Source organism: Scatolibacter rhodanostii (assembly GCF_900197595.1).
In the GTDB taxonomy this organism is placed as follows: domain Bacteria; phylum Bacillota; class Clostridia; order Oscillospirales; family Acutalibacteraceae; genus Scatolibacter; species Scatolibacter rhodanostii.
Map to the genome: position 1 here is coordinate 79,292 of NZ_FZLO01000002.1, position 25,963 is coordinate 105,254.

General features: G+C 39.0%; 19 protein-coding genes. 3 read left to right on the forward strand and 16 right to left on the reverse strand.

Annotated features, from left to right (window positions below; genetic code table 11):
• Positions 1 to 329: 329 nt before the first annotated feature.
• The 4 genes from CS931_RS04985 to CS931_RS05000 all read right to left on the reverse strand — a co-directional run bounded on the left by CS931_RS04985 (position 330) and on the right by CS931_RS05000 (position 2,395).
• The gene (locus CS931_RS04985) at positions 330 to 872 is read right to left on the reverse strand and encodes a glutathione peroxidase (RefSeq protein WP_099204685.1); all 543 of its coding nucleotides are present in this window, start codon (positions 870 to 872) and stop codon (positions 330 to 332) included.
• 33 nt (positions 873 to 905) lie between these two features.
• Positions 906 to 1,364, reverse strand: a complete 459-nt coding sequence (locus CS931_RS04990) for a MarR family winged helix-turn-helix transcriptional regulator (protein WP_099204686.1) — start codon at positions 1,362 to 1,364, stop codon at positions 906 to 908.
• A gap of 105 nt (positions 1,365 to 1,469) precedes the next feature.
• Positions 1,470 to 1,946 carry a TM2 domain-containing protein gene (locus CS931_RS12905; RefSeq protein WP_242964906.1) on the reverse strand — a complete coding sequence of 159 codons (477 nt, stop codon included), beginning with the start codon at positions 1,944 to 1,946 and terminating at the stop codon, positions 1,470 to 1,472.
• 26 nt (positions 1,947 to 1,972) lie between these two features.
• A complete protein-coding gene (locus CS931_RS05000) occupies positions 1,973 to 2,395 on the reverse strand; it encodes a TM2 domain-containing protein (RefSeq protein ID WP_200814947.1) in 423 nt (140 codons plus the stop codon).
• Between the two features lie 463 nt (positions 2,396 to 2,858).
• Between CS931_RS05000 and yicI the strand changes: the two genes are divergently transcribed.
• On the forward strand, positions 2,859 to 5,111 hold the full coding sequence (gene yicI, locus CS931_RS05005; protein ID WP_099204688.1) for an alpha-xylosidase: 2,253 nt from the start codon (positions 2,859 to 2,861) through the stop codon (positions 5,109 to 5,111).
• An 85-nt stretch (positions 5,112 to 5,196) separates the two neighbouring features.
• Here yicI and CS931_RS05010 read toward each other — a convergent pair whose 3' ends face one another.
• From CS931_RS05010 to CS931_RS05055, 10 genes are all read right to left on the reverse strand, one after another.
• On the reverse strand, positions 5,197 to 6,156 hold the full coding sequence (locus CS931_RS05010; RefSeq protein WP_099204689.1) for a hypothetical protein: 960 nt from the start codon (positions 6,154 to 6,156) through the stop codon (positions 5,197 to 5,199).
• Between the two features lie 366 nt (positions 6,157 to 6,522).
• Positions 6,523 to 7,881, reverse strand: coding sequence for a CdaR family protein (locus tag CS931_RS05015; RefSeq protein WP_099204690.1), 1,359 nt, complete (start codon positions 7,879 to 7,881; stop codon positions 6,523 to 6,525).
• Positions 7,878 to 8,795: a diadenylate cyclase CdaA gene (gene cdaA / locus CS931_RS05020; protein WP_099204691.1), complete on the reverse strand. Its 918-nt coding sequence runs from the start codon at positions 8,793 to 8,795 to the stop codon at positions 7,878 to 7,880. Before cdaA ends, CS931_RS05015 begins: the two co-directional genes overlap by 4 nt.
• 317 nt (positions 8,796 to 9,112) lie before the next feature.
• Positions 9,113 to 10,249, reverse strand: coding sequence for an aminotransferase class V-fold PLP-dependent enzyme (locus tag CS931_RS05025; RefSeq protein WP_099204692.1), 1,137 nt, complete (start codon positions 10,247 to 10,249; stop codon positions 9,113 to 9,115).
• Positions 10,246 to 10,473 (reverse strand): putative Se/S carrier protein, encoded by a 228-nt coding sequence (locus CS931_RS05030; protein ID WP_099204693.1) that lies wholly within the window; start codon positions 10,471 to 10,473, stop codon positions 10,246 to 10,248. Before CS931_RS05030 ends, CS931_RS05025 begins: the two co-directional genes overlap by 4 nt.
• 379 nt (positions 10,474 to 10,852) lie before the next feature.
• A complete protein-coding gene (locus tag CS931_RS05035; RefSeq protein WP_099204694.1) occupies positions 10,853 to 11,455 on the reverse strand; it encodes a GrpB family protein in 603 nt (200 codons plus the stop codon).
• A 13-nt stretch (positions 11,456 to 11,468) separates the two neighbouring features.
• Positions 11,469 to 12,617, reverse strand: coding sequence for a 2-C-methyl-D-erythritol 2,4-cyclodiphosphate synthase (ispF, locus tag CS931_RS13050; RefSeq protein WP_099204695.1), 1,149 nt, complete (start codon positions 12,615 to 12,617; stop codon positions 11,469 to 11,471).
• 155 nt (positions 12,618 to 12,772) lie between these two features.
• Complete coding sequence (gene cysK / locus CS931_RS05045) at positions 12,773 to 13,705, reverse strand: cysteine synthase A (protein WP_099205124.1); 933 nt, start codon at positions 13,703 to 13,705, stop codon at positions 12,773 to 12,775.
• Between the two features lie 22 nt (positions 13,706 to 13,727).
• A complete protein-coding gene (locus CS931_RS05050) occupies positions 13,728 to 15,017 on the reverse strand; it encodes an O-acetylhomoserine aminocarboxypropyltransferase/cysteine synthase family protein (RefSeq protein ID WP_099204696.1) in 1,290 nt (429 codons plus the stop codon).
• Between the two features lie 549 nt (positions 15,018 to 15,566).
• Complete coding sequence (locus CS931_RS05055; RefSeq protein WP_099204697.1) at positions 15,567 to 17,888, reverse strand: SpoIIE family protein phosphatase; 2,322 nt, start codon at positions 17,886 to 17,888, stop codon at positions 15,567 to 15,569.
• A gap of 360 nt (positions 17,889 to 18,248) precedes the next feature.
• Here CS931_RS05055 and CS931_RS05060 point away from each other — a divergent pair, with 360 nt between their 5' ends.
• Both CS931_RS05060 and CS931_RS05065 read left to right on the forward strand, forming a co-directional pair.
• Positions 18,249 to 18,458, forward strand: coding sequence for a hypothetical protein (locus CS931_RS05060; protein ID WP_099204698.1), 210 nt, complete (start codon positions 18,249 to 18,251; stop codon positions 18,456 to 18,458).
• Positions 18,448 to 18,765, forward strand: a complete 318-nt coding sequence (locus tag CS931_RS05065) for an RNA polymerase sigma factor (RefSeq protein ID WP_099204699.1) — start codon at positions 18,448 to 18,450, stop codon at positions 18,763 to 18,765. The genes CS931_RS05060 and CS931_RS05065 overlap by 11 nt, the downstream gene beginning before the upstream one ends.
• Here CS931_RS05065 and spoVAE read toward each other — a convergent pair.
• Complete coding sequence (gene spoVAE, locus CS931_RS05070; RefSeq protein ID WP_099204700.1) at positions 18,762 to 19,118, reverse strand: stage V sporulation protein AE; 357 nt, start codon at positions 19,116 to 19,118, stop codon at positions 18,762 to 18,764. The two genes, CS931_RS05065 and spoVAE, sit on opposite strands and share 4 nt — an antisense overlap.
• A gap of 203 nt (positions 19,119 to 19,321) precedes the next feature.
• On the reverse strand, positions 19,322 to 25,834 hold the full coding sequence (locus tag CS931_RS05075; RefSeq protein ID WP_099204701.1) for a prealbumin-like fold domain-containing protein: 6,513 nt from the start codon (positions 25,832 to 25,834) through the stop codon (positions 19,322 to 19,324).
• Between the last annotated feature and the right edge of the window lie 129 nt (positions 25,835 to 25,963).

The window sequence follows — 25,963 nt, forward strand, 5'->3', positions numbered from 1 at the left end:
TCATGTCTCTATTATCATACTCGGTACCCGAATATCCAATGAAAACTTAAATACTGGTTCTCGTCTACGAATTTCATTGAAAGATTTATTTAAAGATTGTCGAAAAATTGAGGAAATAAACCTGTGTTTCCTCAATACAAAAGCCTTTTGAGCAAAAGAAAAAAGCCCCGTACTCCACTAGGATTCTGGACTTTTACTATTTAGTAGAAGAGGACGGATTCGAACCATCGAAGTCAAAGGCAACAGATTTACAGTCTGTTCCTTTTTGCATAAAAGAACACCCTGATTCTTTGGTAAATACCTTAAAATCAGGGTGCATTTTTATTATTTTATTCTTGTGAAAGTAGTTCTTCAATCGTGCTTTCTATTTTTTCAGGTGTATAGCCAGGAGAAAATCTCTTGACTACATTTCCCTTTTTGTCTACCAAGAATTTACCGAAGTTCCATTTGATATCACCCGGTTTTGCGAATGGTTTCAATGGTTTTACTTTCTTTTCAAAAGCAGCTGATTCTTCATCACCACTATCTTCGGCAATTTCTTCTCTAAGCCACGCAAAAAGCGGGTCGGCATTCTTACCGTTTACATCGACTTTAGAAAAACGAGGAAATGTCGTTCCATAATTGAGTGTGCAGAAACTGTTAATATCTTCGTCAGAACCAGGTGCCTGATTTAAAAACTGGTTTGACGGAAAATCTAATATTTCAAAACCTCTGTCTTTATATCTCTTGTAGACAGCTTCTAATGCGTCATATTGTGGTGTTAAGCCACATTTGATTGCTGTGTTGACAATCATCAGAACCTTTCCTTGATACGCTGAAAGGGAAACGATTTCGCCTTTTCTGTCTTTTACTTTAAAATCAGATATATTCATTTTAATTCTCCTTTTTCTTCTTTTTTATTTTGATTAACATTCCTGTTTATATACATTTGACTCAGGAATTTTTCTTAATAGTTTGTGTGTCAAATCGTATAATTGTTTCATTTCTGCGGCGTTAAGAGGAATACACCCTCCAATGATTTCCGGTAACTTCAATGCTTCTTCTCGCACAGCCAATCCATTTTCTGTTATCGCCGCCAAAACACTGCGTCTGTCTTCTTCTGCTTTGCTAAGAGTGATATAGCCTTTTAACTGCAATTTTTTTAATAAAGGAGTTAATGTGCCGGTATCCAAAAAAAGACGCTCGCCCAATTCTTTAACAGCAATTTGTTTATCTTCCCACAACACCATCATGACGATATATTGTGTATAGGTGAGCTTTAATTCATTTAAATGAGGAGTATATAGTCTTACAATACCTTTTGCTGCCGCATATAAAGGGAAACAAAGTTGATTCTCTAATTTCAGTGCTTCATAGCGACTCATATCGTCTCCTTTAAAATACATTTTATACAATGTATTTTATCACAACAATCTGAAATGTCAAGTTAATTTGGGCAAAAAAAGAAAAAATCCTGAAAATCAGGATTTTTAGTCTTTTAATTCAATTCCATTTGCATCATAACGATATTGTTCGTTGTTGCTAATAATCTGCACACCCTCAATAAAGCTCCAAACCAACACCACAAGAGTTGGAATAAAAAGTGTGAAAATATTGCTCATTAGTCCCACGAGCGCCAACACAAGTTGAATAACCGCTTTATTGCTAAAACCCAAATAGAAGTTATGCACGCCAAAAACACCAACGGTAAAGGCTAAGAGTGCGGCAGCCAGTTTACTTTTCTTATGATATTGATAATAAGGATATCCATTGGGTATGGGTGCATTGTTTTGAGCATTTTGTTCTATCGGTCGTCCATTTGGGTAAAACTGTTGTTGTGTATAAAATCCATTGGGTGGCGGCACAGGCACTCCATTTGGGACATTGTTTTCAGCTGCCCTAAACTCCTCTGCTCCCTGTACAGACCCATCCTTGTTTTGATGCGGCTGATAACCATTCTCTGCCACTGCTTTCACCTCACTTCCATGACAATTTAGTCTTTCAAATAAATACCATAAGCATCTGTAGTAATCCGTCCGTCCAAAATTCTCACCCCTTCAATAATGGCAAGAATCTTCATGACAATCGCACCAATGCCACAAGTTAAAAGAGAAACCAAAAGCTGTGTAAGGCCTTTAGATGTATTGCCAAGATAAAAACTGTGTACGCCCAACTCTCCCAAGAGAATCGCTAAAATACCGGCAGCAATTCGACTTTTTTGCATATAACCTGGAGGTGGCTCCATGCCTTGCTGAGGTTGATATTGTGGAGGGTTATAATAAGATGACTGACCCGGCTGCTGTTGATTATTGGGTGGTATTGGTCCCGCTTGTTGATTATTCGGTTGCTGAGTGGTTTGTGTATTAAAAGGCTGCTCATGATTTGGTATATTTCCGTTATAATTATCTTGCATCATCAAGACCCCTATCTATCAATTTTTACTCTTTTATCTTACGCTTATTCTAATTTAAAATCAACTCTTTCACTAGGATAGTAAGACAAATTTAAAGAAATCAATACTTTTTATTAATTTTTTAATCTTTCGTTTCTAACTAGAAATTATCTTTTTTCAAATTGTTAAATTTATCTCAAATTTTTACTCAAATAATCTACGAAAAGATAAAAATTGACTATAAAAGGTTATCATTTCGCTATACTTTTATCTGTAAAAATGATAGTATAATAATTATCAATTCAGTAATAGAGAACTGTCTTTTATTCCTATTTCTTAATTCATATGAATGGCGGTAGAATGAGCAGCCTTTTATTACTCTTCACAAACTTTTGTGAAACACATTTTTTATTTCACGTCTTAAATGTTCTTGTCAGCTAAATAATTGATACATTATTGCAGGCTTTTGCCTAAAAGGAGAACGATTATGAAATTTACAAATGGCTATTGGCATGTACGTGACGAGATTAACCCACTTTTCGCTGTAGAATATGCTGATCACCGTATAAATGGAGACTCTTTGACCATTTATGCGCCGGGTAGAAACGTATTCCACCGTGGTGCTTCGCTTAATTTGGGTATGATTACCGTTGAACTAACCAGCCCGATGGAAGACGTTATCAAAGTATCCATGCGACACTTTGAAGGCACAACTTATCCCGGTCCTTTTGTTGAAATCAATGATACACACCCACATGTAAGCATTGAAGAAACAGATACTACTTTAACTTATACCACTGGTTCAACCAAAGCTGTTATTTGCAAGGAACCAAATGCATGGTCAATTCGCTTCTTCGATGGTGACCGTGAGTTAACCAACACACAGTTCCGCAATATGGCTTACATGACCAACACAGAAACTGACCGTACTTATATGGTTGAGCAACTTTCCATTGACGTAGATGAATATATCTACGGTTTAGGCGAGCGCTTCACTCCTTTCGTTAAAAACGGACAAACCGTTGAAATGTGGAATGAAGATGGCGGTACCGCCAGTGAGATTTCCTACAAAAACATTCCTTTCTATATTACAAACAAAGGCTACGGCGTTTTAATCGATAACGAAGGCGATGCCGCCTATGAAATTGCCAGTGAAAAAGTGGAACGCATTCAGTTCTCTGTCGAAGGCGAGCGTTTAGATTACTTTGTCATCAACGGCAAAACCCCTAAAGGAACTATCCAAAAATATACCGAATTAACAGGCAAACCCGCTTTGCCGCCGGCATGGTCTTTTGGTCTTTGGCTCACTACCTCTTTCACCACCAACTATGATGAAACCACTACCTCACACTTCATTGATGGCATGGCAGAGCGCAATATCCCTCTTCACGTTTTCCATTTTGACTGTTTCTGGATGGAAGCCTTTGAATGGTGTAACTTTACTTGGGACTCCAAAACTTTCCCTGATCCTAAGGGCATGATTGAGCGCTATCACGAAAAAGGTCTCAAAATTTGTGTTTGGATTAACCCCTATATTGCTCAAAAATCCTATCTTTTCCAAGAAGGCAAAGAGCGTGGATATCTCATTAAAAAGACAAACGGTGATGTTTGGCAAACCGATATGTGGCAGGCTGGTATGGGCCTAGTCGACTTTACAAATCCCGAAGCTGTTCGTTGGTATCAAGAAAAGCTAAAAGTGCTGCTTGACCAAGGTGTTGATTGCTTCAAAACAGATTTTGGTGAGAGAATTCCTGTCAAAGATATCGCTTATTTTGACGGTTCCGATCCTGTAAAAATGCATAACTACTACACTCAACTTTATAATCAGACTGTCTTTGAATTACTCGAAAGAGAAAGAGGCGTTGGTGAAGCTGTTTTGTTTGCTCGTTCCGCTACTGTTGGCGGACAAAAATTCCCTGCACACTGGGGCGGTGACAGTTCAGCTAGCTATTTCTCTATGGCAGAAACGCTACGCAGCGGTCTTTCTTTGGCTTGTGCCGGATTTGGATTTTGGAGCCATGATATCAGTGGTTTTGAAAGCACTGCACCTGCCGATATCTATAAAAGATGGTGCCAGTTTGGTCTCTTAAGCTCTCATAGCCGTTTGCACGGTTCTTCTTCTTATCGTGTGCCGTGGCTCTTTGACGATGAAGCTTGCGATGTGCTAGAGAAATTCACAAAACTGAAATGCTCTCTTATGCCTTATCTCTACCATCAGGCTGTTCTTTCTCATGAAGAGGGTACTCCTATGATGCGCCCCATGTTTGTAGAGTTCCCAACCGACCGCGCTTGTGAACCTCTTGATAAACAATATATGCTTGGCGATTCTCTATTAGTCGCTCCTATTTTCAAAAATTCAGGCGAAGTAGAATACTATCTACCAGAAGGAAAATGGTATAACCTGTTAACTGAAACCGTTGTTGAAGGCGGAAAATGGCAAACTGAAACACATGATTACTTCTCCATGCCATTACTCGTTCGCCCCAACACCCTTCTTGCTGTTGGTTCTTGTGACACCAAACCTGATTATGACTATGCTGACGGCGTGACATTCTATATTTGCATGCCTGAAGACGGTGCTGCTGCTGAAGCTTCTGTCACAGATCTATCCGGCAAAATCGTTATGAACGCTAAGGCTGTTCGTAGCAACGATATTGTTACTCTACAAGTTACAGGCGGCTCTAACTGGCAATATAAAGTTCTTGGCGATGAAGCTTTGACTGTTGTTACTCAATCATAAATTCTAAGTTTATCATCATACGAAAAAGGCTTGAGATTTTAAAATCTCAAGCTTTTTTACTTTTAAATGCTAAATGCATCAAAATTTAATTTAAATTATCTTGTGTTCCCATTTTATAGCTGATTCGGCTTGTTTTTTTCTTTTTAACTGCATTGTAAATAGTAGGAACAGCTCCGACTAATGTAAACAAATAGACCAAACCAAGATTTCCAAGATAATCGACCAAATCGATAATTTCTTCTTCAATGAGAAGAGGTATTGTTCTAAAGGCAGTGAAGAAATCTGTTTCAAAATAGCTCATGACAGTAATTGACCAGTCAGCTTGATGGCCAACAAAGACCATGACCAACATAATAACAACGCTAATAATCGTTCCTTTAATCGTGAGCTTTCCTCCCAGCAATTCATAACCTTTTAAGACACAAATTGCCATAATAAAACCAGAAATACTGGCTACATATCCCAATTGGCCCAAAATAATGATACTTGCTACACCAAGTAAAGAGCCTATCAACGCACCCACAACACCTGCCGCTATATTCTCTTTCTTCATTTTTTCTGTCTGCTGCTCTCTATCTATGTTACTGCTTTTCCCGGCAAAGCAAGAGCTGCAGAGTATTTCTGGCACACCTGCTACCATATAGGTATCGGTAGAACCAATTGCACTGCACTCTTGGCAGCAATTCTGATATTGATTACTAATTAGATAGGATATAACTTCTTCTAAAGCTATTCTAATATTTTCTGTGGTCTTATTTTTTGACATACCAGGATTAATGGTAAAGTTAGCTTTATGTAATGCAGTATTACAACCTGCAATTGCTTTTGACTGTTTCACTAATTCTTTAAATTCTTTTGAAGAGAGTGCCTGCGTCTCTCTGTTCACAACTGAAACACTCAAAACAAACTGGCGCGTATTTTCGGGAGCTTGAAGATAAACCTCATACTCACTTTTCACACCAAAAATCACACCGGAATCTTGATCTACACGCAGTCCATTTTCTTCTGCTATTCTTTCTAACAACTTGAGAAAACTTTTATTCATACCCCTTAATTCCTTCCTTATCCTATATTCATTTAAAAATTTGTGGTACACATTGTCAACCGCAGACAATTCGTTTTTGTTCGCTTCAAACTTTTAAAGGTATGTATATCATATCATTTTTTATTTTCACTGTCATTCCTAAATCTATAAATTCTTTAAAAACATTATTATTACCTAAAAAGTAGAGGAAAGGTCTTTGCAATTTGAACCTTTTCTCTATAAAAATCAAAGCCTACTACTTCCACTACTAAGCTATTGTGCTTACTACTAAAACAAAAAAAGGCCGCATAGTTTGCAGCCTTTTTTAAATTTAAAACTCTATGAAATATCAATCTAATAAGAAAAATGGAAATGTGCCTTCTTAACCTACTGCGTGGCACGTACGGTTGCTACAGCATCATTGTCATTATCTTCTTGTGCCGGTGCATTGGCAACAACAGCATCCATATCAACTGTAACAACATAATTATTGCCTACTACCCAACAAGAATTCGCTCCGTTCACTTGCACTGTTACCGGAACTTCTACACTGCCCGAAGTAGTATTCACATTTTCGAGATTGACCGTGCAATAAATGGAATCGCCAGTCAATTTGCTAATTTGTGCTTCCGAACCCATAATACTGACCGATAACGCTTTTGTTACAAGCTGCGGATTTGACACCGATGGGGCATTTACTAGCTTAATATTAGTGGTAGAAAACTTACTTTCTTTATAAGAATTCAAGTTAAATGATACCTGAACAGATTCTACATTACTGATATTTTTCACATCTGCCACTACGGGAATATCCAAACTAAAAGATTGATTGGACGGTGTAATCGTGGAAAAATCAATAGGACTTTCAATGAGAAATTTATTAATAGCCGCTAGTTTATCAGTTGATGCCGCTATATCAATGGTTGCTGGCGAAATTGTGATTCTAGAATCAGCAAAACCTTCAGGACGATTGATTAAATTCAATTCAATTGGCACTGTCTTTTTAGGTAAAGCTGAAATTGTCACATCAATTTTGTCTGTGCTCAGCGTCAACTTCTCACGGTTCACATCAGTAACTGCCACATTATCTGCGTCATAAAGCGTGATACCCGTGTTAAAAGAAACATCTTGCTTTAAAGTTCCACCTACTTCATAAGAAATAGCCGCCCTTTTAATTTTATTGACAATTGATTCCGGTCCCGTAACAATCACGTCGGTCTCCGAAAAAGCAGGAGCCGAAACATAGTAAGAAGAATCCAGCTGATATTTAATTTCATTTTCAATAGGCAACGTGATTTTTTTCACCCTGTCATATTCTACTGTGATTTCATTGGGTTCTACCGAAACAATCTGAAAATCTTTGAGAGACTGTGCTTTTTGCACTTTGAGTGAGATTGCTTGTGACTGCAAAGAAGACCCTGTCACTTTAGTAGAATCCGGATCAAAATTGGCTTCTACCAAAAAATCATCAACTGTCAATTTATTAATAACAGAAGAATTTCCGGTGACAGAAATATCTATTGTATTTTGCGATTGAGAGAAAATTGCCAATCCATCATTTTGTGCTTTATCAGACATTTTAATGCTAATTGGCACTTCTTGAATCTGTCTAGGGGTCTTTTCCGATACCTCAGAAAATGACATCACAAACCAGATCACTAACGCTATTAAAACAGAAAGTCCTAGAACAAATCCATTGTGAAAAAACAAATTTAGACCAGCATTCTTTTTATCTGATTCTTTCATTTTTTCTCCGCTCCTTTCTTTTTGGAGCTAATTTTCATCCTTCCAAAAACAGCTGAAGGAGAAACAGAGATTCGATCTTCATTGTTAAAAATCAAATATTTTTTGAGCAAATCATTGAGTTGCAGACGTGTTAAATTCCGTTCTAGCCTGCCTGCATCGGCAAAAGAAATTTGCCCTGTTTCCTCTGAAACTACCACTACCACAGCATCTGAATCTTCGCTAATACCCATGGCTGCTCGATGTCTTGTCCCTAATGAGGCACTCACCTTGTGGCTATTGGTTAATGGTAATATACAGCCAGCTGCATATAATTTCCCGTTTCTAATCAATAAAGCGCCATCGTGTAAGGGCGCTTTATTATAGAAAACGTTTCCAATCATTTGAGCATTTGGTTTTGCATCAATGATTGTGCCCGTAGCAGCGATTTCATCCAATCTGGTTTCTCTTTCAAAAACAATCAGTGCACCCATCCGCAATTGTTGCAACATGGCTGTACCTTCAACGACAGCATCAATAGCTTCAAGCATTCTCGCGCTATAATCTCTTCCGTCTTTATTCCCAAAAAACACCCCTAAAACAGAACGTCTGACATTGCTGCGTCCCACTTTTTCCAGTGCCTTTCTAATTTCAGGCTGAAAAAGAATAATAACGGATATAAAGCCAAACTCAAAAAAGAAATCCATAATACGGCTAAGCAGCAGTAACTTAAAATACGAAGAAATAATTCTAGCAAGAAAAACCAATACAACTCCTTTTAGAAGCTGTCCGGCTCTGCTATCGCGCATTAATTTAATAAGCTGATACAACAAGGCTGCAACTAGTCCGATATCCAGCGCATCTTTCCATTGAAAGCCTCGAGCAATATTAATTAATACCTGTCCAAATTGGGCTAATTGTGCTCCCAAAGTATCCATTTCGAAGTCCTTTCATTTGCATATTCCCTATCTAATTCTATCCCATCTTAATTCTAAATTTAAATGAAATCATATAACTTTTTTCCAAAATGATTTCTATAATTTAAAGTCTTACAAGCTGTTTTAAAAGCTAAACGTGTTTTCTCATATTCTAATTTTGAAATTTGCATTGCCGCTTTGGCGGCAGATGGCAAGCATACGTTGACTACAAATTTCGAACAAACTCACTTACTGGATTCTATTTTATCATAAAACTATTCTCAAGAAAACCCCTTTTAGATAAGAATATCTAAATAAATTTCCCCAGACCTAGTGGTTTATTGTACAATTTTCATGATAGCACGCAAAAAAACTTGAATCTCATGTTCTTTTGTAAAATAAGACGGAGAAATGCGAACAGTTCCATCCAATGTGTTCATTTTTTCATGAGCAGCAGGAGCACAATGCAGCCCACAGCGCACACAAATATCATGGCGTGCCAGATATGCGCCCACCTCTTCGCTTGCCATGCCTTCTATATTAAAAGATAGCACAGGAACAAAAAAAGGAGCTTGCGGCTTACTGGTATAAAGAATCACTTTTGGTATTTTCTCTAAAGATTGATATAGCTGCGCAATATGCTTCATTTCTTTTTGATAAATATTATCTATGCCTGTTTTTTGAACAAAATCCATGCCGGCTCTTAACCCTGCAATACCAGGTATATTTTGTGTTCCGCTTTCAAAACGCTCTGGAAATTCATCGGGTTGTATTAGTTCTCGTGAAGATGTCCCTGTTCCACCTTCCACCAGTGTGTCTAACTGTTGCTCACTACTCATAATCAGCATCCCAGTTCCCATAGGACCATATAGCCCCTTGTGTCCGGCAATACATAAATAGTCTAACTGATCTTTGCGCATATGAATCGGAACAACCCCCGCCGCTTGCGCACAGTCTACACAAATTTGGACACCCTTTTCATGAGCAACTTTCGCAATTTCTAAAATAGGCAGGCGAATTCCAAATACATTTGAAGCATACGTGCAAATCACTAGTTTTGTTTCAGGGCGAATAGCCTCTCGAAATGATTCTACCGTTTTTTGCGGTTTAGATTCATACGTTTTTGCTGCTGTATAGCTTATCCCCACTTTTGTCATTTTTTCTAAAGGTCTCATTACGGCATTATGCTCCAAGTCAGAGACTACCACATGGTCTCCCGGCTTGAGAAGTCCTTTTATGACGATATTGACCGCCTGTGTACAGCTTGGCTGAAAAAGCACACATTCGGCTCCTTCAGCGCCAAAAAATTGAGCTGCATCGCGCCGACAAGCATACACTTCTTCGGCTGTCCGCATACTCATTTCATAACCACTCCGTCCTGGATTGGCGGCAAACTGTTTTAAAGCTAAATTCATTCTGTTTATAACCTGTATCGGTTTTGGAAATGTTGTTGCACTATTATCCAGATAAATCATAATCTATTCATCCCTGTCTGCGGTACTCTTCCATAGGTTCTAATACCATTCTGTCTGAGTACATTTTCTGCATAATTAATATCACCCTGTACTGCCAATACATATCCGCATCCGGTTTCTCTCGTTTTAGGAATACGCTCTACACGGCAAGAAATACCCCATTGTGTCAGAACATCTCTTCCTTTCATGGCATATGTGACCGTCTTCATTAGAATCAGTTCCATTCAATCACCTCATTTATCTGTAAAATGTGCTTTTTTTTTTATCTAGTTTGAAGTCAATCCAGTTTATCTTTTTTCACTGGAATCCCATAAAAGAAAAGAGCGCTTTTCGCTATTTATCCTATACAAAAAGAACATTGTCATAAATTAAAAAGAAAGTATCGTTAGGAAATCAGCTTTGCCCAATAGCTATTCTGTATGCTGAATTTCCTCATGCAAATTTTGCCCTCAACAAAAATAATTGGTTTTCGATAAACTTTGCATTTTTGTTTGATGAGCAAATCTGCCACTACTTTTTGTCCATTATATGCTGCTGATTACATTGCCGTCACATTTTTAACAATTTTCTTGCCTTTTAATTGAGAAAGAGAGCCGTTTCTTTTTATAGAAACAACTCTCTCTCTTTCGGCATATATCGTTCTAAGTATAGTAATTTTGCCCTCTTTGTCACGGTCTGAATAAACTCTGTTTTTGCTTCCGTATAACCGTCTCTGTCATGCTCAAACTGCTGCCCCAAAACTCTTTTTAACTTTGCATAGTCTTCAGCTGTTTGGGGATGTTCCATGAGATAGTCCCTAAAATAGAGCTCATCCCAATCAGATTTTAAACGAACGTGCAAGTGATATACCTTTTCCGCAAATCCGGCAGAAGTATAGCCTTTATTTAGTACCCAGCGAAATTCAGGCTCATTTTCAGCGTGCATCATCAGCCAACCCTGGGTCAGCAATCTTTCTTTTAAATAAACAACATCACAATCCGGATTTATCTCTAACAAGATATCCACTGTTGGCTTTGCTAAAAGATTTTTCACAGCTGTACTACCAATATGGTTTATTCTATACCACTCTTGCTTGTGTAAAAGCGAAAGAATATTCTCTTTTTCTTCTTCATACCACCTTGCATATTCCTCATTATGTTCCTTTAAAATAATAGGGAAAAGCTGCCACAATTCTTCCAATGACATCTCTGATAACTCTTTTGCCATATTCAATTCCTCTTTAATTCAATAAACATACCGCCGAAGCAGCCATTCCTTCTTCACGGCCAGTAAACCCTAACCCCTCTTCAGTGGTAGCTTTTACACTGATATCTTCATGGCTTATCTGACAGGCTTTTGCTAGTTTTTTTCTCATTTTTTCAATATGAGGAGAAAGCTTTGGTCTCTGCGCCATAATGGTTGCATCAATATTGCCAATTTCATAGCCTTTTTCTCTAATACGGTGGCAAACCTCTGTTAAAAGCAGCAAACTGTCTGCTCCCTCAAAACTGTCGTCTGTATCCGGAAACAACTTGCCGATGTCTCCCATAGCCGCTGCTCCCAAAATCGCATCCGAAACAGCATGAGCCAATACATCGGCGTCAGAATGCCCCAACAGACCTTTTTCAAACGGTATTTCCACTCCGCCCAAAATCAACTTTCGATTTTCTACTAACTGATGTACGTCATAGCCATAACCAATTCTCATCTTTCTCTCTCCTTCGCAAAACGCATTGGCCGTCAGCAAATCTTCGGGTGTCGTGATTTTTATATTGCGATAATCTCCTAGACACAAACGGACTTTGCCACCATTAAATTCAATTAACTGACAGTCATCCGTAAATTCACGGTTTGCTTTTTTAGCTTTTTCTACGGCTTCTAAATATAGGTTGCCAGCAAATATTTGAGGAGTTTGCACCATCATTAAACGCTCTCTTTGCGGTGTTTCTGTCACAAATCCATCTTCATCTACAAGCTTGCAAGTATCTTTTGCCCAAACCGCTGCCGACACAGCTCCATGTATCAAAGCCTCCTCACAGAGAGACTCAATCAAATTCGGTGTCACCATGGGCCTTGCCGCATCGTGAATCACAAAATAGTCGCTGCCTAACACCAGATTAATCCCATTCAAAACTGATTCTTGTCTGGATTTTCCTCCCACTGCAAACAGGATAGGCTTATTCTTGTTTGCCAATCGTTTCTGTAGCTTCTCTTGGTCTGTTTGTCGGCAAACAACCACTATCTTTTGAATTCTATCTGTCTGCAAAAAAGCTTCTATTGTTTTTTCTATGACCGCTTTTCCATTAATACTTGCAAAAATCTTATCTATCCCCTGCATACGAGAAGAATTGCCTGCTGCTACCAAAATAGCGTTAAACTGATTTTTCACACTCTTACTCCTAAAATGATTTATATTTAAAATTCTTACCTGTAGTTTTATAATTGATGAATATAAGTATAAACCATTTTTGTAACTCGTCAAGCCGCAAAAGAAAACAGACAGCAAAATTGCTGTCTGTTTGAAAAAGGGAGGCTTTCAAAATTTTATTCTGTGAACATGGGGGTAGATAAATAACGCTCACCTGTATCCGGCAGAACAACCACAATGGTTTTTCCGGCGTTTTCAGGACGTTTTGCCAGTTCAGTTGCTGCAAACAACGCTGCACCTGAAGATATTCCGACCAACACACCTTCTGTTTTGGCAATTTGGCGTCCTGTCTCAAAAGCATCCTCATTCGATACGGCGATAATCTCATCATAGACACCGGTGTTTAATACATCCGGCACAAATCCAGCGCCAATACCCTGAATTTTGTGAGGGCCCGGAGTACCTTTAGAAAGAACCGGAGAATCTTTTGGTTCAACTGCGACTACCTTGACATCAGCCTTTTTGGATTTTAAGAATTCACCTGTACCGGTTATCGTGCCGCCTGTGCCGATTCCAGCTACTAGAATGTCAACCGTGCCGTCTGTATCTTCCCAAATTTCAGGGCCTGTTGTCACACGGTGCACCTGTGGGTTTGCGGGGTTCACAAATTGTCCGGGAATGAAACTGTTCGGAATTTCTTTGGCAAGCTCCTCTGCTTTAGCAATGGCACCTTTCATGCCTTTCGCACCTTCTGTCAGCACCAATTCTGCACCATAAGCCTTTAAAAGATTGCGACGCTCAACGCTCATTGTTTCAGGCATTGTCAGGATAATACGATATCCTCTTGCTGCTGCAATAGAGGCAAGACCGATACCTGTGTTACCGCTTGTTGGCTCAATAATGACAGAGCCTTCTTTGATTAGACCTTGCTGTTCTGCATCGTCTAACATAGCTTTTGCGATTCTGTCTTTTACACTTCCTGCGGGATTAAAAGACTCTAATTTTACAATAATTTTTGCTGCCGCATCATGTTCTTTTGCATATCTGCCAACTTCTATAAGTGGGGTTTTGCCAATGAGTTCGGTTATGTTTTGATAAATTTTCATAATTGACACCGCCTAAATTTATTTTTTATTTAATAAAGCTGAATGCTTCTTCGAGATCAGCTTTAATGTCATCAAAGTGTTCTGTTCCAATAGAAAGTCTAACTGTGCTTGGTGTGATACCTGAATCTAAAAGCTCTTCAGGGCTCATCTGTGAGTGTGTAGTTGAAGCAGGGTGAATCACCAAAGATTTTACGTCGGCCACATTAGCAAGCAGAGAGAACAATTGTAAATGGTCAATGAATGTTTTTGCCTCTTCTTCTCCCCCTTTGATTTCAAAAGTAAAGATAGAACCTGCGCCCTGTGGGAAATACTTTTGATATAAATCATAATCGGCACGATTTTGAATTGAAGGATGATTTACTCTTTCTACTTTAGGGTTATTTAAAAGATAGTCAATAACCTTTTTGGTGTTTTCAACATGACGCTCTACACGCAGAGAAAGTGTTTCAAGTCCTTGCAAAAAGAGGAAGGAATGGAACGGGCTAAGCACGGCTCCCGTATCTCTCATCAATGTTGTTCTTGCTTTCGTGATATATGCTAGATTCCCAGCTGCTTCTGTAAATACAGCTCCATGATAGCTGTCATTCGGCTCTGTTAAGCTCGGGAACTTACCGCTGGCTTTCCAATCAAACTTGCCAGAATCTACAATGACACCGCCAATGCTTGTGCCGTGACCACCAATAAATTTAGTGGCTGAGTGAACAACAATGTCTGCTCCATATTCAATGGGTCTCAGCAAGTATGGTGTTGCAAATGTATTATCTACAATGACAGGAATTCCATTTTCGTGGGCAATAGCAGCTACCGCTTCAATATCAATAATAGTGCTGTTAGGATTGCCAAGAGTTTCAAAGAAAATAGCTTTTGTATTAGGACGAATTGCCTTGGCAAAGTTTTCAGGATCACTGCCGTCTACAAACGTTGCTTCAATGCCGATATCTTTAAAAGTATGAGCAAATAGATTATAGGAGCCGCCGTAAATATATTTGTCAGAAATAATGTGATCGCCTGCAATGGCAATATTCTGTACCGCATAGGCAACTGCTGCCGCTCCTGAAGCTGTTGCCAAAGCAGCTGCGCCACCTTCTAAAGCAGCAATACGAGTTTCAAAAACGTCAGATGTCGGATTCATCAATCTAGTATAAATGTTGCCTGGCTCTGATAATGAAAAGCGTCCGGCTGCCTGTGCGCTGTCTTTAAACACATAAGAACTGGTCTGATAAATCGGAACTGCTCTTGCGTCTGTGGTAGGATCCGGATTTTCTTGTCCTGCATGAAGTTGAAGCGTTTCAAATCTATAATTTTTGTTGCTCATGATTAATACCTGCTTTCATTTATTTTTGTGATGACATATCTTTGCTATATACCTGTCATAAGACATCCTTATCTCTCTAGTATAGCAGATATATCTTTCTTAATAAATATCCTTTTTGAGATTTAACAATAATCATCCCAAGCAAGCATTCTACACATTCGAGCACTTCTTATCAATTGTTTGTTTCTTGCAAAATCAGTTTCCATATTTCATTACTCGCTTTTCATATCTGTTTAATATGATTATATGCATTTGCATGGATTTTGTCAATACATTTTTAAACTTTTTTATTTTCAATTCTTGAAATATTTTTTTATCTTTTCTCCAAAAACCTTTTTTCTATTTAACAGTTCCTTGGTATATCTAGATTTCTAATCTATATTCAGCGTTATCACAAATTATTATTCGAAACTTTGCAGGAGTAAAAAAGTAATCCTATCTTTCTTTTTTATTCCTATACAATCAGTATGATTTATATTTTATTGCTCCTGTTTTTCTATAAAAATAATTCCTACCGCCAACTTGCCGTAGGAATTATTTCACACCTATTTATTTTAATACCAAAATGAGTACGCTTACATCATCATCATGACCGTCGCTGCGCTCTTTCTTTGCTCGAACAGTAATTTGCTCTGCCAACATATTGAGTTCTGTTTCTTCATCACAATTTTCCACAAAATCAATTAGCCATTCGCTTCCTGTTGCAATCACACCATCAGAAACCATGACAATCATATCGCCCGCTTCAAGCTCTCGATTGGTGCGAACAAATTCAATATCAGGCATGATACCAGCCGGCATAGAAGAAGACTCTATGTATTCAGTTTTTTTACCCCTGACCAGCACTGTACCAGCTGCACCGGCTTTGCGAAATTCTGCCATACCCGTGAATAAATCAATGGAGGTGACATCAAGCGTTGCCAGTGTTTCATCTCCTGATTTGGCAATCAAGGCAGCATTTACGGTTTTTAACATACTGTCAAACCCAATGCCTGCTTTGAGCAAACTCTCGGCCATTGCTACTGTCATTGCGCCGTCCACCGCAGCGCGCCCACCTGTTCCCATACCGTCACTAATCAGTGCGATTAAATGCCCCGCTCCGTCATAGAAAACAGCCGCGCAATCTCCACAGAACGAACTATTTCGAGCACTGTACTGTGAAAATCCTCTGACAACATCAAATTTAGCTCTCTCACACATTTGAATTCTGCAACGGTCTTCTATTACACTGACACAAGGGGGAGAGAAATTTCTGCCGCAAGCTGATGAAATATCTTTTGTAAAACCGGCACGATTAATCTTCTTTCGTCTATCCTTCTCCACTTCTGCTTCTACTGTCATGCGATCATATCGGTCGACCCGGCAACAAACCTCTATCGGCACCATACCGTTGTCCGATAAAATGGCACTAATTCGTTCTGAAGCTTCTTCATCAAATTGCTCATATTTGGCAAATTCCTCTGCCATTTCTCCCAAAATACCCGACGTTGTTCTAAAATGAGACTCCACTACTTCACGTACCTGTAAAGCTCTAAGTTCCGCAGCTTCTCGTGCCAAATGACGTGCATAGTTTTTGTTGATTTCATCTCTCATTTCGCCCGAGCGTCCGCAGCGGTCCAGAAACTCTTTTTGAAAATCTGAAGATTCAATCTTGCCCTTTTCTTTTAAAATCTTTGTTAATGAGGCAAAGTTGGCAACTGTGACCTCTTTATATTTTCGCCAGCATATCACACTTTTCCCACAGCCGGCACAGATTTTTTCCGCAGATTGGTTATAGACCGTCTGTATGTCCGGCGCAGATACAGCCTCTAGCTTTTTAGAGATTTCTTCAACTGACGCATAAATACCGGTTAGCGCTTCTGAGGCATGATTCAAACGCATGACAATGTTTCCACGCAAAGCACCACCGCTTAAATTATCTTTGCGCATGGTAAAAAACTCGCTAATCCTTCTGCTTTTTGGAATCGCCATATAAAGAATGGTTGCTGCCGCTACCTCTACCGCACCTTTAAAAGCAATATTGCTATCCCCTACTTGAATGGACGCAATTCCATGTGCCAAGATAAAGGCAACCGCTCCAGCAATTTTCCCCAGCGGAGAGAATGCTCCTGCCACTAAGCCACCTAACCCATACGCTCCTGAAAGATAAGAAAGCCCCGAAAGTGAAAGTCCTTGAATGGCACCTGCCGCTACACCGGAGATTGTTCCTCCCGCTACACCGCCCACTCTAGCACAATAAAGAACCATCAAAACACTCAAAATTCTGCCAATCGATATGCCTGCTATATCAACCTGCGTGAATGCCAAAATAAAAATGCAAACAGTAATCATCAATGAAGCTAAATCTATATTATCAAAAACATTTTCTTTTCTTCTATACAAAATCATGTCTGCCGTTCTTTGTATAAAATAAGCACAGCCTGCACCTAGAAAAGATTCTGCCATATAGAGCGCTGCTGAATAATTCAGTGTGCCTTGAATCAATATCATGGTAATTCCTGTCAACAAGAGCGGCAAAAAGGCTGCTACCGGTGCGAATGCCGGATGCTTTGATACTGCTTTAAGCTCTGAAAGTGACCAACGAATGGCCAAGACAGCGACTAGGGTGGCTATATATCGAACTGGTATGTATACAGGGGACGGCAGTAAATATCCGATAAAAGCGCCCAAAGCCGAAGCCCATAATCCCTCTCGGGGAACAGCGGCCACCACGGCGACTCCAAACGGAGAATATTTTCCGAACACCAAACCTCGCGAAGAAACTATTCCCGATAAAAAGCTTGCCACAATTATGAGTATTTTTTCGGTGTATGCTGACTGCCATAAAAGCTTTAATCGCTCTTTCACTCCGCTGACTCTTTGTTCTTCCAAGACAAACACCTCTGTAATCAGTTTTTTTATAACCTATATTCTTATGTAAATCATAGAAGAATTATACCTTTACTTTTATGCATATCTTGTCTTTTTTACTTTGGGTTTTATTGTAACTATATGGTACTCTATGAAAGATTTATGTAATTTTTAATACAATATCTAGTATTTTTAGATTTTTTGCGAATTTATTATGAATACTATATATAGTTTTCTGTTTATAAAAGAAGAAAAATGGGAGAGGAACTTTATTTCCTCTCCTAGCCGAATATATTTTCGATTTTCTATTGATTATTATTTTCTCACCTGATACAATAACTTTACAGTTTAAGAACAAACGTTTAACAGGAGGGAAATAATTTGGATTATACAAAATGGGGACAAGAATACCTTATAGAAGCCAAAAAAATCAAAGCTCACATCGATAACATACGACTAAACTGGAAACATAAATCGCAAGATGAAAAGCTTTCTATCAACCACCGAACCGCTATTCTTTATGATATGTACTTAGAATGCAAACACACAGGAGAATTACTTTTACAGAGAGGTAATAAAAATGAAAACTAGACTGCTTAGTTTTGACGAGCTAACAAATCACTTGAGCAACGAGGGCAAAGCCTCAGATAACCAAGTACAAATTCAAAGAATGACCAGTGCCATGCAATGGGCTATTAAAAATGAATTGACGGACAGGCAAAAAACTTGTATTTCTCTCTATTTTTTTGAGCAAAAGAGCATACCACAAATCGCAAAGGCTCTCTCGCTCAATAAGAGCACTATTAGTCGCCATCTAACTAAAGGCAAAAAAGCCATTCAGAAAGTAGTTTCCTACCGTTGTGCTGAACGGCTTGCCAACACTTATCAAAAATTTTAACTTTTATCTCCAGACTTCGTAATGAGAGAGCCTAAAAGTCCAAAGAATAAAGCGGCCGTTGTACCGGCTGCTCCTGCCGCAAGACCTCCAGAAAAAATGCCGATAAAGCCTTTTTGGTTCACTGCTTCTTTCACTCCCTCTGCCAAAGCCCAGCCAAAGCCAACCAATGGCACAGTAGCACCAGATCCAGCAAAATCTACTATAGGTTGGTATAGGCCAAGTGCTCCTAAAAGAACACCGGTGCAAACGAAGAGCACCATGATTCTCGCCGGTGTCAGCTTCGTTAAATCAATTAACAGCTGCCCAATTACACAAATTAGTCCGCCAACCCAAAAAGCGTTGAAAAAAATCATAGGTACATTCAACCTCTCTTTCTCTTTTATTTTATACGCTAAGCAAAAAATTATTCATTTTATTTCACGAGATAGGATTAGAATCTTTACCTTGTAATAATCAAACTTTTTTAAGATTGTATTTTTAATTCATTATTATTTAAAAAACAAAAAGGCTGTGAAACAGGATTTACCTGTCACAGCCTTTTTTAACTTGCTACAATTTAACTATTTTTTCTATATCTTCTTCCTGTAGGAGCAGAACGTTTTTTCATCATCAACAATGTAACAAGTGCTAATGAAGATACTCCCAATCCTACAAGCCACGCTCCCATTTGACCATTGTCGCCTGTTTGCGGTGTGGTAGTTGTTTTCTTGCTGTCTTTTGTGTTGACAAAAGAAGCTGTTTTTGTTTCGGCGTCAGAAATTTTTCCTGATGCATTTGTTGCTTTCGCTGTGTAGCCTTCTTTCGTGTAGTCAGCCTCAGTTACGGTGTATTCTACATCTGCTGGCAGATTTTGAACTGTAATGCTCTGTCCATTTGCCAGAGAAATTTTGTCACCGCTCTTGAGTGTGCCGTTTTCAACACCAGTTCCGATATATGCGAATTCACCTTTAGCATCAAATTTAACGGTAAAGTCAAATTTCTTGTCTTTGTCTGCTCCACTGCCAGCAACTGTTTTCTCAATCTTCAAGTCGCCGACTTTTTTAGCATTCACAAACTTTGCGGAAGAAACTGCTTTATCGACAATGGTTCCTTCTGCATTTTCAGCTGTCATTGTGTAATGTTCTGCACTATAATCAGCCTCTGACACTTTATATTTTGTGCCTTCCGGCAATCCGTTGATGGTAATGCTTTGGCCATGTGCTAGGGAGACTTGATTGCCGCTCTTCAATGTGCCGTTTGCTACCCCTACTCCGGTATAAGCATATTCACCTTCAGCATCAAATTCAACGGTAAAGTCGAATTTCTTAGTCTGATCAGCTGATTTGCCTTCTACCATTTTAGTAATGAGCAGATTACCTGTTTCTTTCACGTTATTAAAGTTCACAACTGTGTCGACATCTGTAATCTCACCATTCAAGGTTGGGTAAGCAGTGTAATAACCATCGTGCGGTGTTTCAGTTACTTCGTATGTTGTGCCTGCCCATACGTCATAAATTTCAATACTCTCGTCATGAGCAAGTGTAAAGGTATTTTCTTCATTAGAGATAGTACCTGTTACTTTTTCGCCGTTAGCCAAAGTTTTTTCGTAATTATAAGTTTGCTCTGCCCCTCTGCCGCCAAAAGCAATGGCAAAATCAAACGGAACCTCATAGTCACTTGGCAATACAACGCCAGTTACTGTTTTTTGAATCTTCAGGGAAGCTGAATATCTTGTGTTTATAAACTCAGCCTCTGCAGGAATATCTTTGTCAATAATTCCTTCATTACCTGTAGTTTCTGTCACATAACCGTCATTGCTATAGTCCTCTTCGGTTACGTTGTATGTTGCATCTTGTGGTAAACCATGAATGGTAATGCTCTCACCGTGTGCCAGCTCGATTACATCTCCGCTTCGAATGGTTCCGTCTTCTACACCAACTCCGGTGTAAGCATATTCTCCAACAGCATTAAACTCAACTGTGAATGCAAACTTCTTTTGATCATCAGCCGCATTACCAGAAACTGTTTTATGAATTGTCAAACTACCAACATCTTTTGTGTTGACAAAAGAAGCTGTCGCAATCTCTTCTTTAACCAGCGTACCCATATTATCTTCTGCGGTTACAACATAGCCTTCGTCACTATAGTCGGTCTCTGTAATTGTATAGGTTGCACCATTCGGCAAGCCAACAATTGCAAGGCTTTCATTGTGTGCTAAATAGATATTGTCACCACTCTTTACTTCTGTAATACCTTCTACGCCAGAAGCAGGATAGGCTGTTTCATTTAAATCACCATTGCTGTTTCTAAATTCTACTGTGAATTCAAACTTGCGATTTTCATCAGCTGCATTGCCGCTTACCGATTTAGTAATAACTAATGAAGCCGTCTTTTTATCATTGGTGAAAGAAACTGTCTTGCCATCTTGCGTTGTGATTTCACCTGTTCCATTGACAACCTCGGTCTCATAATCTTCACCGGTGTAGTCATCTTCTGTTACTACATAGGTTGTGCCTTCTGGCAAGTCTTTAATTACAACAGTTTCACCATGTGCTAACGTGAACGTATTGTTGCTGTTCGAAACCGTTCCTGTCGTCGTTACATCGCCAACTGTTTTTTCGTAATTATACGTGCCATCTTTACCACGACCATCAAAGGTTACTGCAAAGTTAAACTGTCTTGTATAATCACTGTCTAACAAATCACCGATAACTTGTTTTTCAATCGTTAGGTTATGGTATTGCAACACAGTGTTGGTAAAGGCAACTTCTTGTGTATCGTCAGCTGCAATTGTGCCGGCCGCTGTATTTGATTCTTCTGCCTGGCCGTTCACATGTGTTTTAAACCCATTGGTTGAATCTTCTGTCACAGTATACTTGATATTTTTGGGGATATAGTTAATTGTGGCCGTCTCACCATTGCCAAGATTGATTTTATCACCGCTCTTAATGGTGGTCTTGCCTTCAACTCCCTGAAGCTGATAAGAATCTTCATTGGCAGAGTTATTAGCATTTAAGAAATGAACAGTGAAACCAAACTTTTGATTCGGCTCAGCATCACCGACAACTGTTTTTGAAATTTCTAAGCTGCCTAGTTCTCTTTTTGTGTTGATAAATTCAACTTCTTGCGTTTCATCAGCAGCAATAGTACCAGAAGCAGTATCTTCATTGTCACCATTTACAGTAAATTCTGTATTGTATCTAACATCTGCTGATTCTGTTACTGTATATTTTGTGTCTTTAGGAATGTTTAGCACGGTCAAATTTTCATTATGTTTTAGTGTAAATGTATATTGACCATTTGCATTCGGTAGTAATTCACCTGTCATATCACCTGTCGCTGTTGTTTTTTTGTAGCGATAGGTAGCTGTATTATTGCTCTCCAGTGCCAAAGTGAAGTTAAATTCACCTGATGTATCGTTATCATAACTGGTCACGGTTTTACCGACAGTTAGATGTCCTGCTGTGCCCACAGGATAGTTTGCAACCTTAATTTTGTTCGAATTTGCACCTGTTTTTTCATCGACTGCTGTAACAATTCGTCCTTCTCCGCCTTCTTGTGTTACAACAATTCGATATTCAGTGCCATCTAAAACAAACTGCGGGCCTGCAGTTTTTGTCTCTTTCAAGATGTATTCACCGACAGCTAAACCGCGAAGAATTAATTTACCTTCATTGGCTACCGTTATTCCGCTTCTGAAGACGGTATCGGTTGCTTCACCGTCATTATTGGTGGTGAAGATAGCAAACTCTGCTCCATCCAAAGACTGACCGGTTGCACCGTTTGTCTTTTGAATTTCAACCCAACCACTTCTCTCTAAATAAGCAGAAGCATTGGCATACTGAATATTGAAAGGTACTTTCTTGCTTGTATCATGTGCACTGCCTGTGCCATCAAGGCGAACCTCGTTAAAGAGATTAGCTCCCTCTTCTCCAGTATAATCTGTCATATAAACGAAACGATATGCTTGATTGCTTTCCGGAATTTCGAATTTGAGCTCTCTGTCTTTCAAGTTATAGGTAATAACTTGTTTCAGCTCTTCAATGTCTAACGGTTCACCGACTTCTACATAGCTGCCGTCAGCCTTCAACTCTAACTCTTGAACAGAAATATTATCCTCAAATATTAAGTTACCTTTAGAATCTGTACGCATATCCAAACCTTCAGGCAGCTTATCTGTAATTACTTTTCCCTTAATATCAAGATTATAAGGCTTATATTCTACTGTCCACTTAACAGCACCGTCAACACCAGCATATCCGCCATATGGTGCCTCCATTTTTTTATCCAAAATAGTTCTTGAAATTTGGACATTTTGATCAGCTGTTAATTTGCGGTCATCTGGCCAGTCCTCTGCTTGCAGTGTCAAATCATTCTTAATAGTAGGAATATTTTGATTGTCTGAAAAATAAGTCTTTAAAGTTGCTTCAGTTGGCTTTGCTTTGATTAAAATAACATAGGTTTCATCTTTTCCCAAGCCGTCTGCAAAAACAAATTCCAACTTCTGTCTGCTTGCAGCATCATAGGTAGACTTTGCAAATCCAACTACTCCTGTTGCTTCAGTCAATGGCAATTTTGCTTTAACAACTTTGCTGCCCACTGCTTTAGTTTCGCCTTCGTAAATCAAGAAATCTTTTCCAGATTCAATTTCAGCGAGTTCCCAACCTTGGGGTAGTAAATCTGTTACAGTAACTTTACCGTCACTTGATAAATCTAATCCATCAGCGTTAATGCTTAAACGGAAGATAACAGATTTATCTTGATAATCAAAAGCTTTATTGGCGTCTTTTGTATCTTGGTTTGGGTCTGTAATGTTCTTGTCTGCATCTAATGCCGCTCTATCTAACACTTCTTTTGAAAGCAGATTCGTATTGTATTTTACATTATTAGAAGCTTTTCCGCGATAGTCTGTACCATTATACAAAAATGCGGTGTTATAAACGGTCTTCTCGGCATTTGCCGCATAAATCTCAGGATTTGTTACTGTGGTTTCAAAGCTGAAAGATTGGTCAACCGTGGTTGTAAAACCAGTGACTGTCAGCAAATCAGCAAGGAGATTACCATTTCCATCATAAATGGGTTGAACATTATCTGATAATCCCACATTCCCAATATCAACAAACTCGCCTGCGTATTTCTGGTAGACATTATTATTGTTCTGGTACTTTTCTTTTAACGTATTGATTTCTGATTGTGAAAGTCCTAATACCAAAAGTCGGCTTTCAATTTCTGCTGTAAAACTCCCGCGATGAATCAACAAATCATATACTTTTAGCTGATTCAAATTTGACTGATTACCGGGTTTCACAGTTACGGTCCATTTTACAGAGCGCTCTGATTTTTTATCAATCAGTTCACCTTTTTTGTCAATAGCAGCATAACCAACAGATACGCTATCGTTGCCTACATATTTTCCATCTGGATTGTAATCGCCTAAACCGTCCCAAGTAATTTCAGCATCATTGTTGACATTAAATGTGCCTGTAGGTGACGTATCGGTTACCTTTGTCACAATAGTCAAACGAATAGGCGTATTAACTGAGGCAATTTTATATTTGCCGTTACTTGGTTCTTCATTATAATCCTCAATCATTCCGGTTGAATTCCATACACCCTCGACTTTTTCAACCTTCTCAAGAGTTGCTGATACAAACTCCATTTTCGAGCCAGTTTTTTGCGTTAAATCGGTGATAACTACGTTGTCAAGTGACGCACCTTCATGGTTGGCGATAATCGTCCATGTAATTTCACGATTCTCGGGGTCATACTCTGTCTTAGTGTCATTCCAACCACTGCTTGTGAGCTTACCCGTTTTCTCAAACCATTTGAAAGGTTGGATTGTTACAGGCTCATCATCCGTTTTTTCTATTGGCTGGTCATCTTCATCCGTAGTACGCAGACCAGCTTTGTTATATCCGTTCCAGCCAACATATTGCGCTGTTTCAGGGAATTTAGTCTCGAATGTAACAACAGCTTCTGAATCTAAATAATCTTGAGGGAATGTATATAAAATTTGATTATCACTCACTGTTGGTTGTGGTGAAATAGTATCCCCATCAATTTTAAAAGATCCGTCTACATATTCACCTGCATCTTTACCATTAGCGGCCAAATCATCAAAAAATTCCATACCCGCAAGACTTAGCTTTTTGGTATGTCCGTCATAATACTTTGTAAGGGCAGAAAGCTTCACAGTCCATGTAACCGTACGATCTGCTTTACTTGTTACCTCACCTGTTTTTACTACTGATAAGTCAATGGTCGTTTTTTGTTCACTAATCGGAATTTTGGGTGATTCAAAGTCGCCTACTTTAATTAGGCTAATTCCTTCTTCATCAACATCACCGTAATCCACACTGCTTTCATCGAACTTCAGAGAAAGGCTGATTTCGCCTTTAACATTTTCAATAGACAGATCTTCCCCATTAAAAATGCTGTCAGCTCCATCAAATACAACATATGTTGAAGTTGCATCGCTATGTAGCGTACCTAGTTTTAAGCCGCCAAACATTAAATTTTCATTGGTATTGGTCATGAGCTTGAATTTATCATCAATCTCAAAAACGGCATAATCACCTTTATGAACAATTTGCTCACCCTCGGCAGCCGTTGCCTCAACCGGCACACCAAATGAAATCGTCAATTTAATAGGTCTGGTCCGGTCAATTGGCCCCTTAGCAGGAATTTCTTCTCTATTCCCGTCTTCATATCGATAACCAATAACTGGGCTTTTTAGAAGATTACTCCTATTTTCGCCTTCGGTTGGTGCATCCAAGGGAACCATTAACGCAGATGGACTTACGTCAGCAGTACCTCTATTTTGCGTATCGGCAACCGCTTCTTCAGGCTGTGCGGAAGAAGCCTGATTGTTCACTTCTTCAGCCCCTGCATCTGGGTTATCTTTTTTAGCATCATCATTTTCTTTTTCTGGCACTGGAATATCCGAGGGCTCAACTTGCCCTGTTGTCACCGTTTCTGGTGCTGAAGGATTATTGGGCTCTACAGCGCCAATTGGCAATACCGAATTAAACACAATCGCTAATGCCAGTACGCTGCTAAGAAGCCAATGTTTTTTGTTCTTCTTCATCATTTAATCTCTCCTACTCAAATAATTTTTTCTGACTCAAATATGGTCCTTTACCGCATAATATCTTTGCTGTGCTACAACTAATCAGTCATGCTAGAAATCGCTTATTTCTTACCAATGCATACTGCACTC

Coding starts and splice junctions, on each gene's coding strand:
- CS931_RS04985 (WP_099204685.1), bottom strand. CDS start 872: ATGAATATATCTGATTTTAAAGTAAAAGACAGAAAAGGCGAAATCGTT.
- CS931_RS04990 (WP_099204686.1), bottom strand. CDS start 1,364: ATGAGTCGCTATGAAGCACTGAAATTAGAGAATCAACTTTGTTTCCCT.
- CS931_RS05000 (WP_200814947.1), bottom strand. CDS start 2,395: ATGATGCAAGATAATTATAACGGAAATATACCAAATCATGAGCAGCCT.
- yicI (WP_099204688.1), top strand. CDS start 2,859: ATGAAATTTACAAATGGCTATTGGCATGTACGTGACGAGATTAACCCA.
- CS931_RS05010 (WP_099204689.1), bottom strand. CDS start 6,156: ATGAATAAAAGTTTTCTCAAGTTGTTAGAAAGAATAGCAGAAGAAAAT.
- CS931_RS05015 (WP_099204690.1), bottom strand. CDS start 7,881: ATGAAAGAATCAGATAAAAAGAATGCTGGTCTAAATTTGTTTTTTCAC.
- cdaA (WP_099204691.1), bottom strand. CDS start 8,795: ATGGATACTTTGGGAGCACAATTAGCCCAATTTGGACAGGTATTAATT.
- CS931_RS05025 (WP_099204692.1), bottom strand. CDS start 10,249: ATGATTTATCTGGATAATAGTGCAACAACATTTCCAAAACCGATACAG.
- CS931_RS05030 (WP_099204693.1), bottom strand. CDS start 10,473: ATGGAACTGATTCTAATGAAGACGGTCACATATGCCATGAAAGGAAGA.
- CS931_RS05035 (WP_099204694.1), bottom strand. CDS start 11,455: ATGGCAAAAGAGTTATCAGAGATGTCATTGGAAGAATTGTGGCAGCTT.
- CS931_RS05050 (WP_099204696.1), bottom strand. CDS start 15,017: ATGAGCAACAAAAATTATAGATTTGAAACGCTTCAACTTCATGCAGGA.
- CS931_RS05065 (WP_099204699.1), top strand. CDS start 18,448: ATGAAAACTAGACTGCTTAGTTTTGACGAGCTAACAAATCACTTGAGC.
- spoVAE (WP_099204700.1), bottom strand. CDS start 19,118: ATGATTTTTTTCAACGCTTTTTGGGTTGGCGGACTAATTTGTGTAATT.
- CS931_RS05075 (WP_099204701.1), bottom strand. CDS start 25,834: ATGATGAAGAAGAACAAAAAACATTGGCTTCTTAGCAGCGTACTGGCA.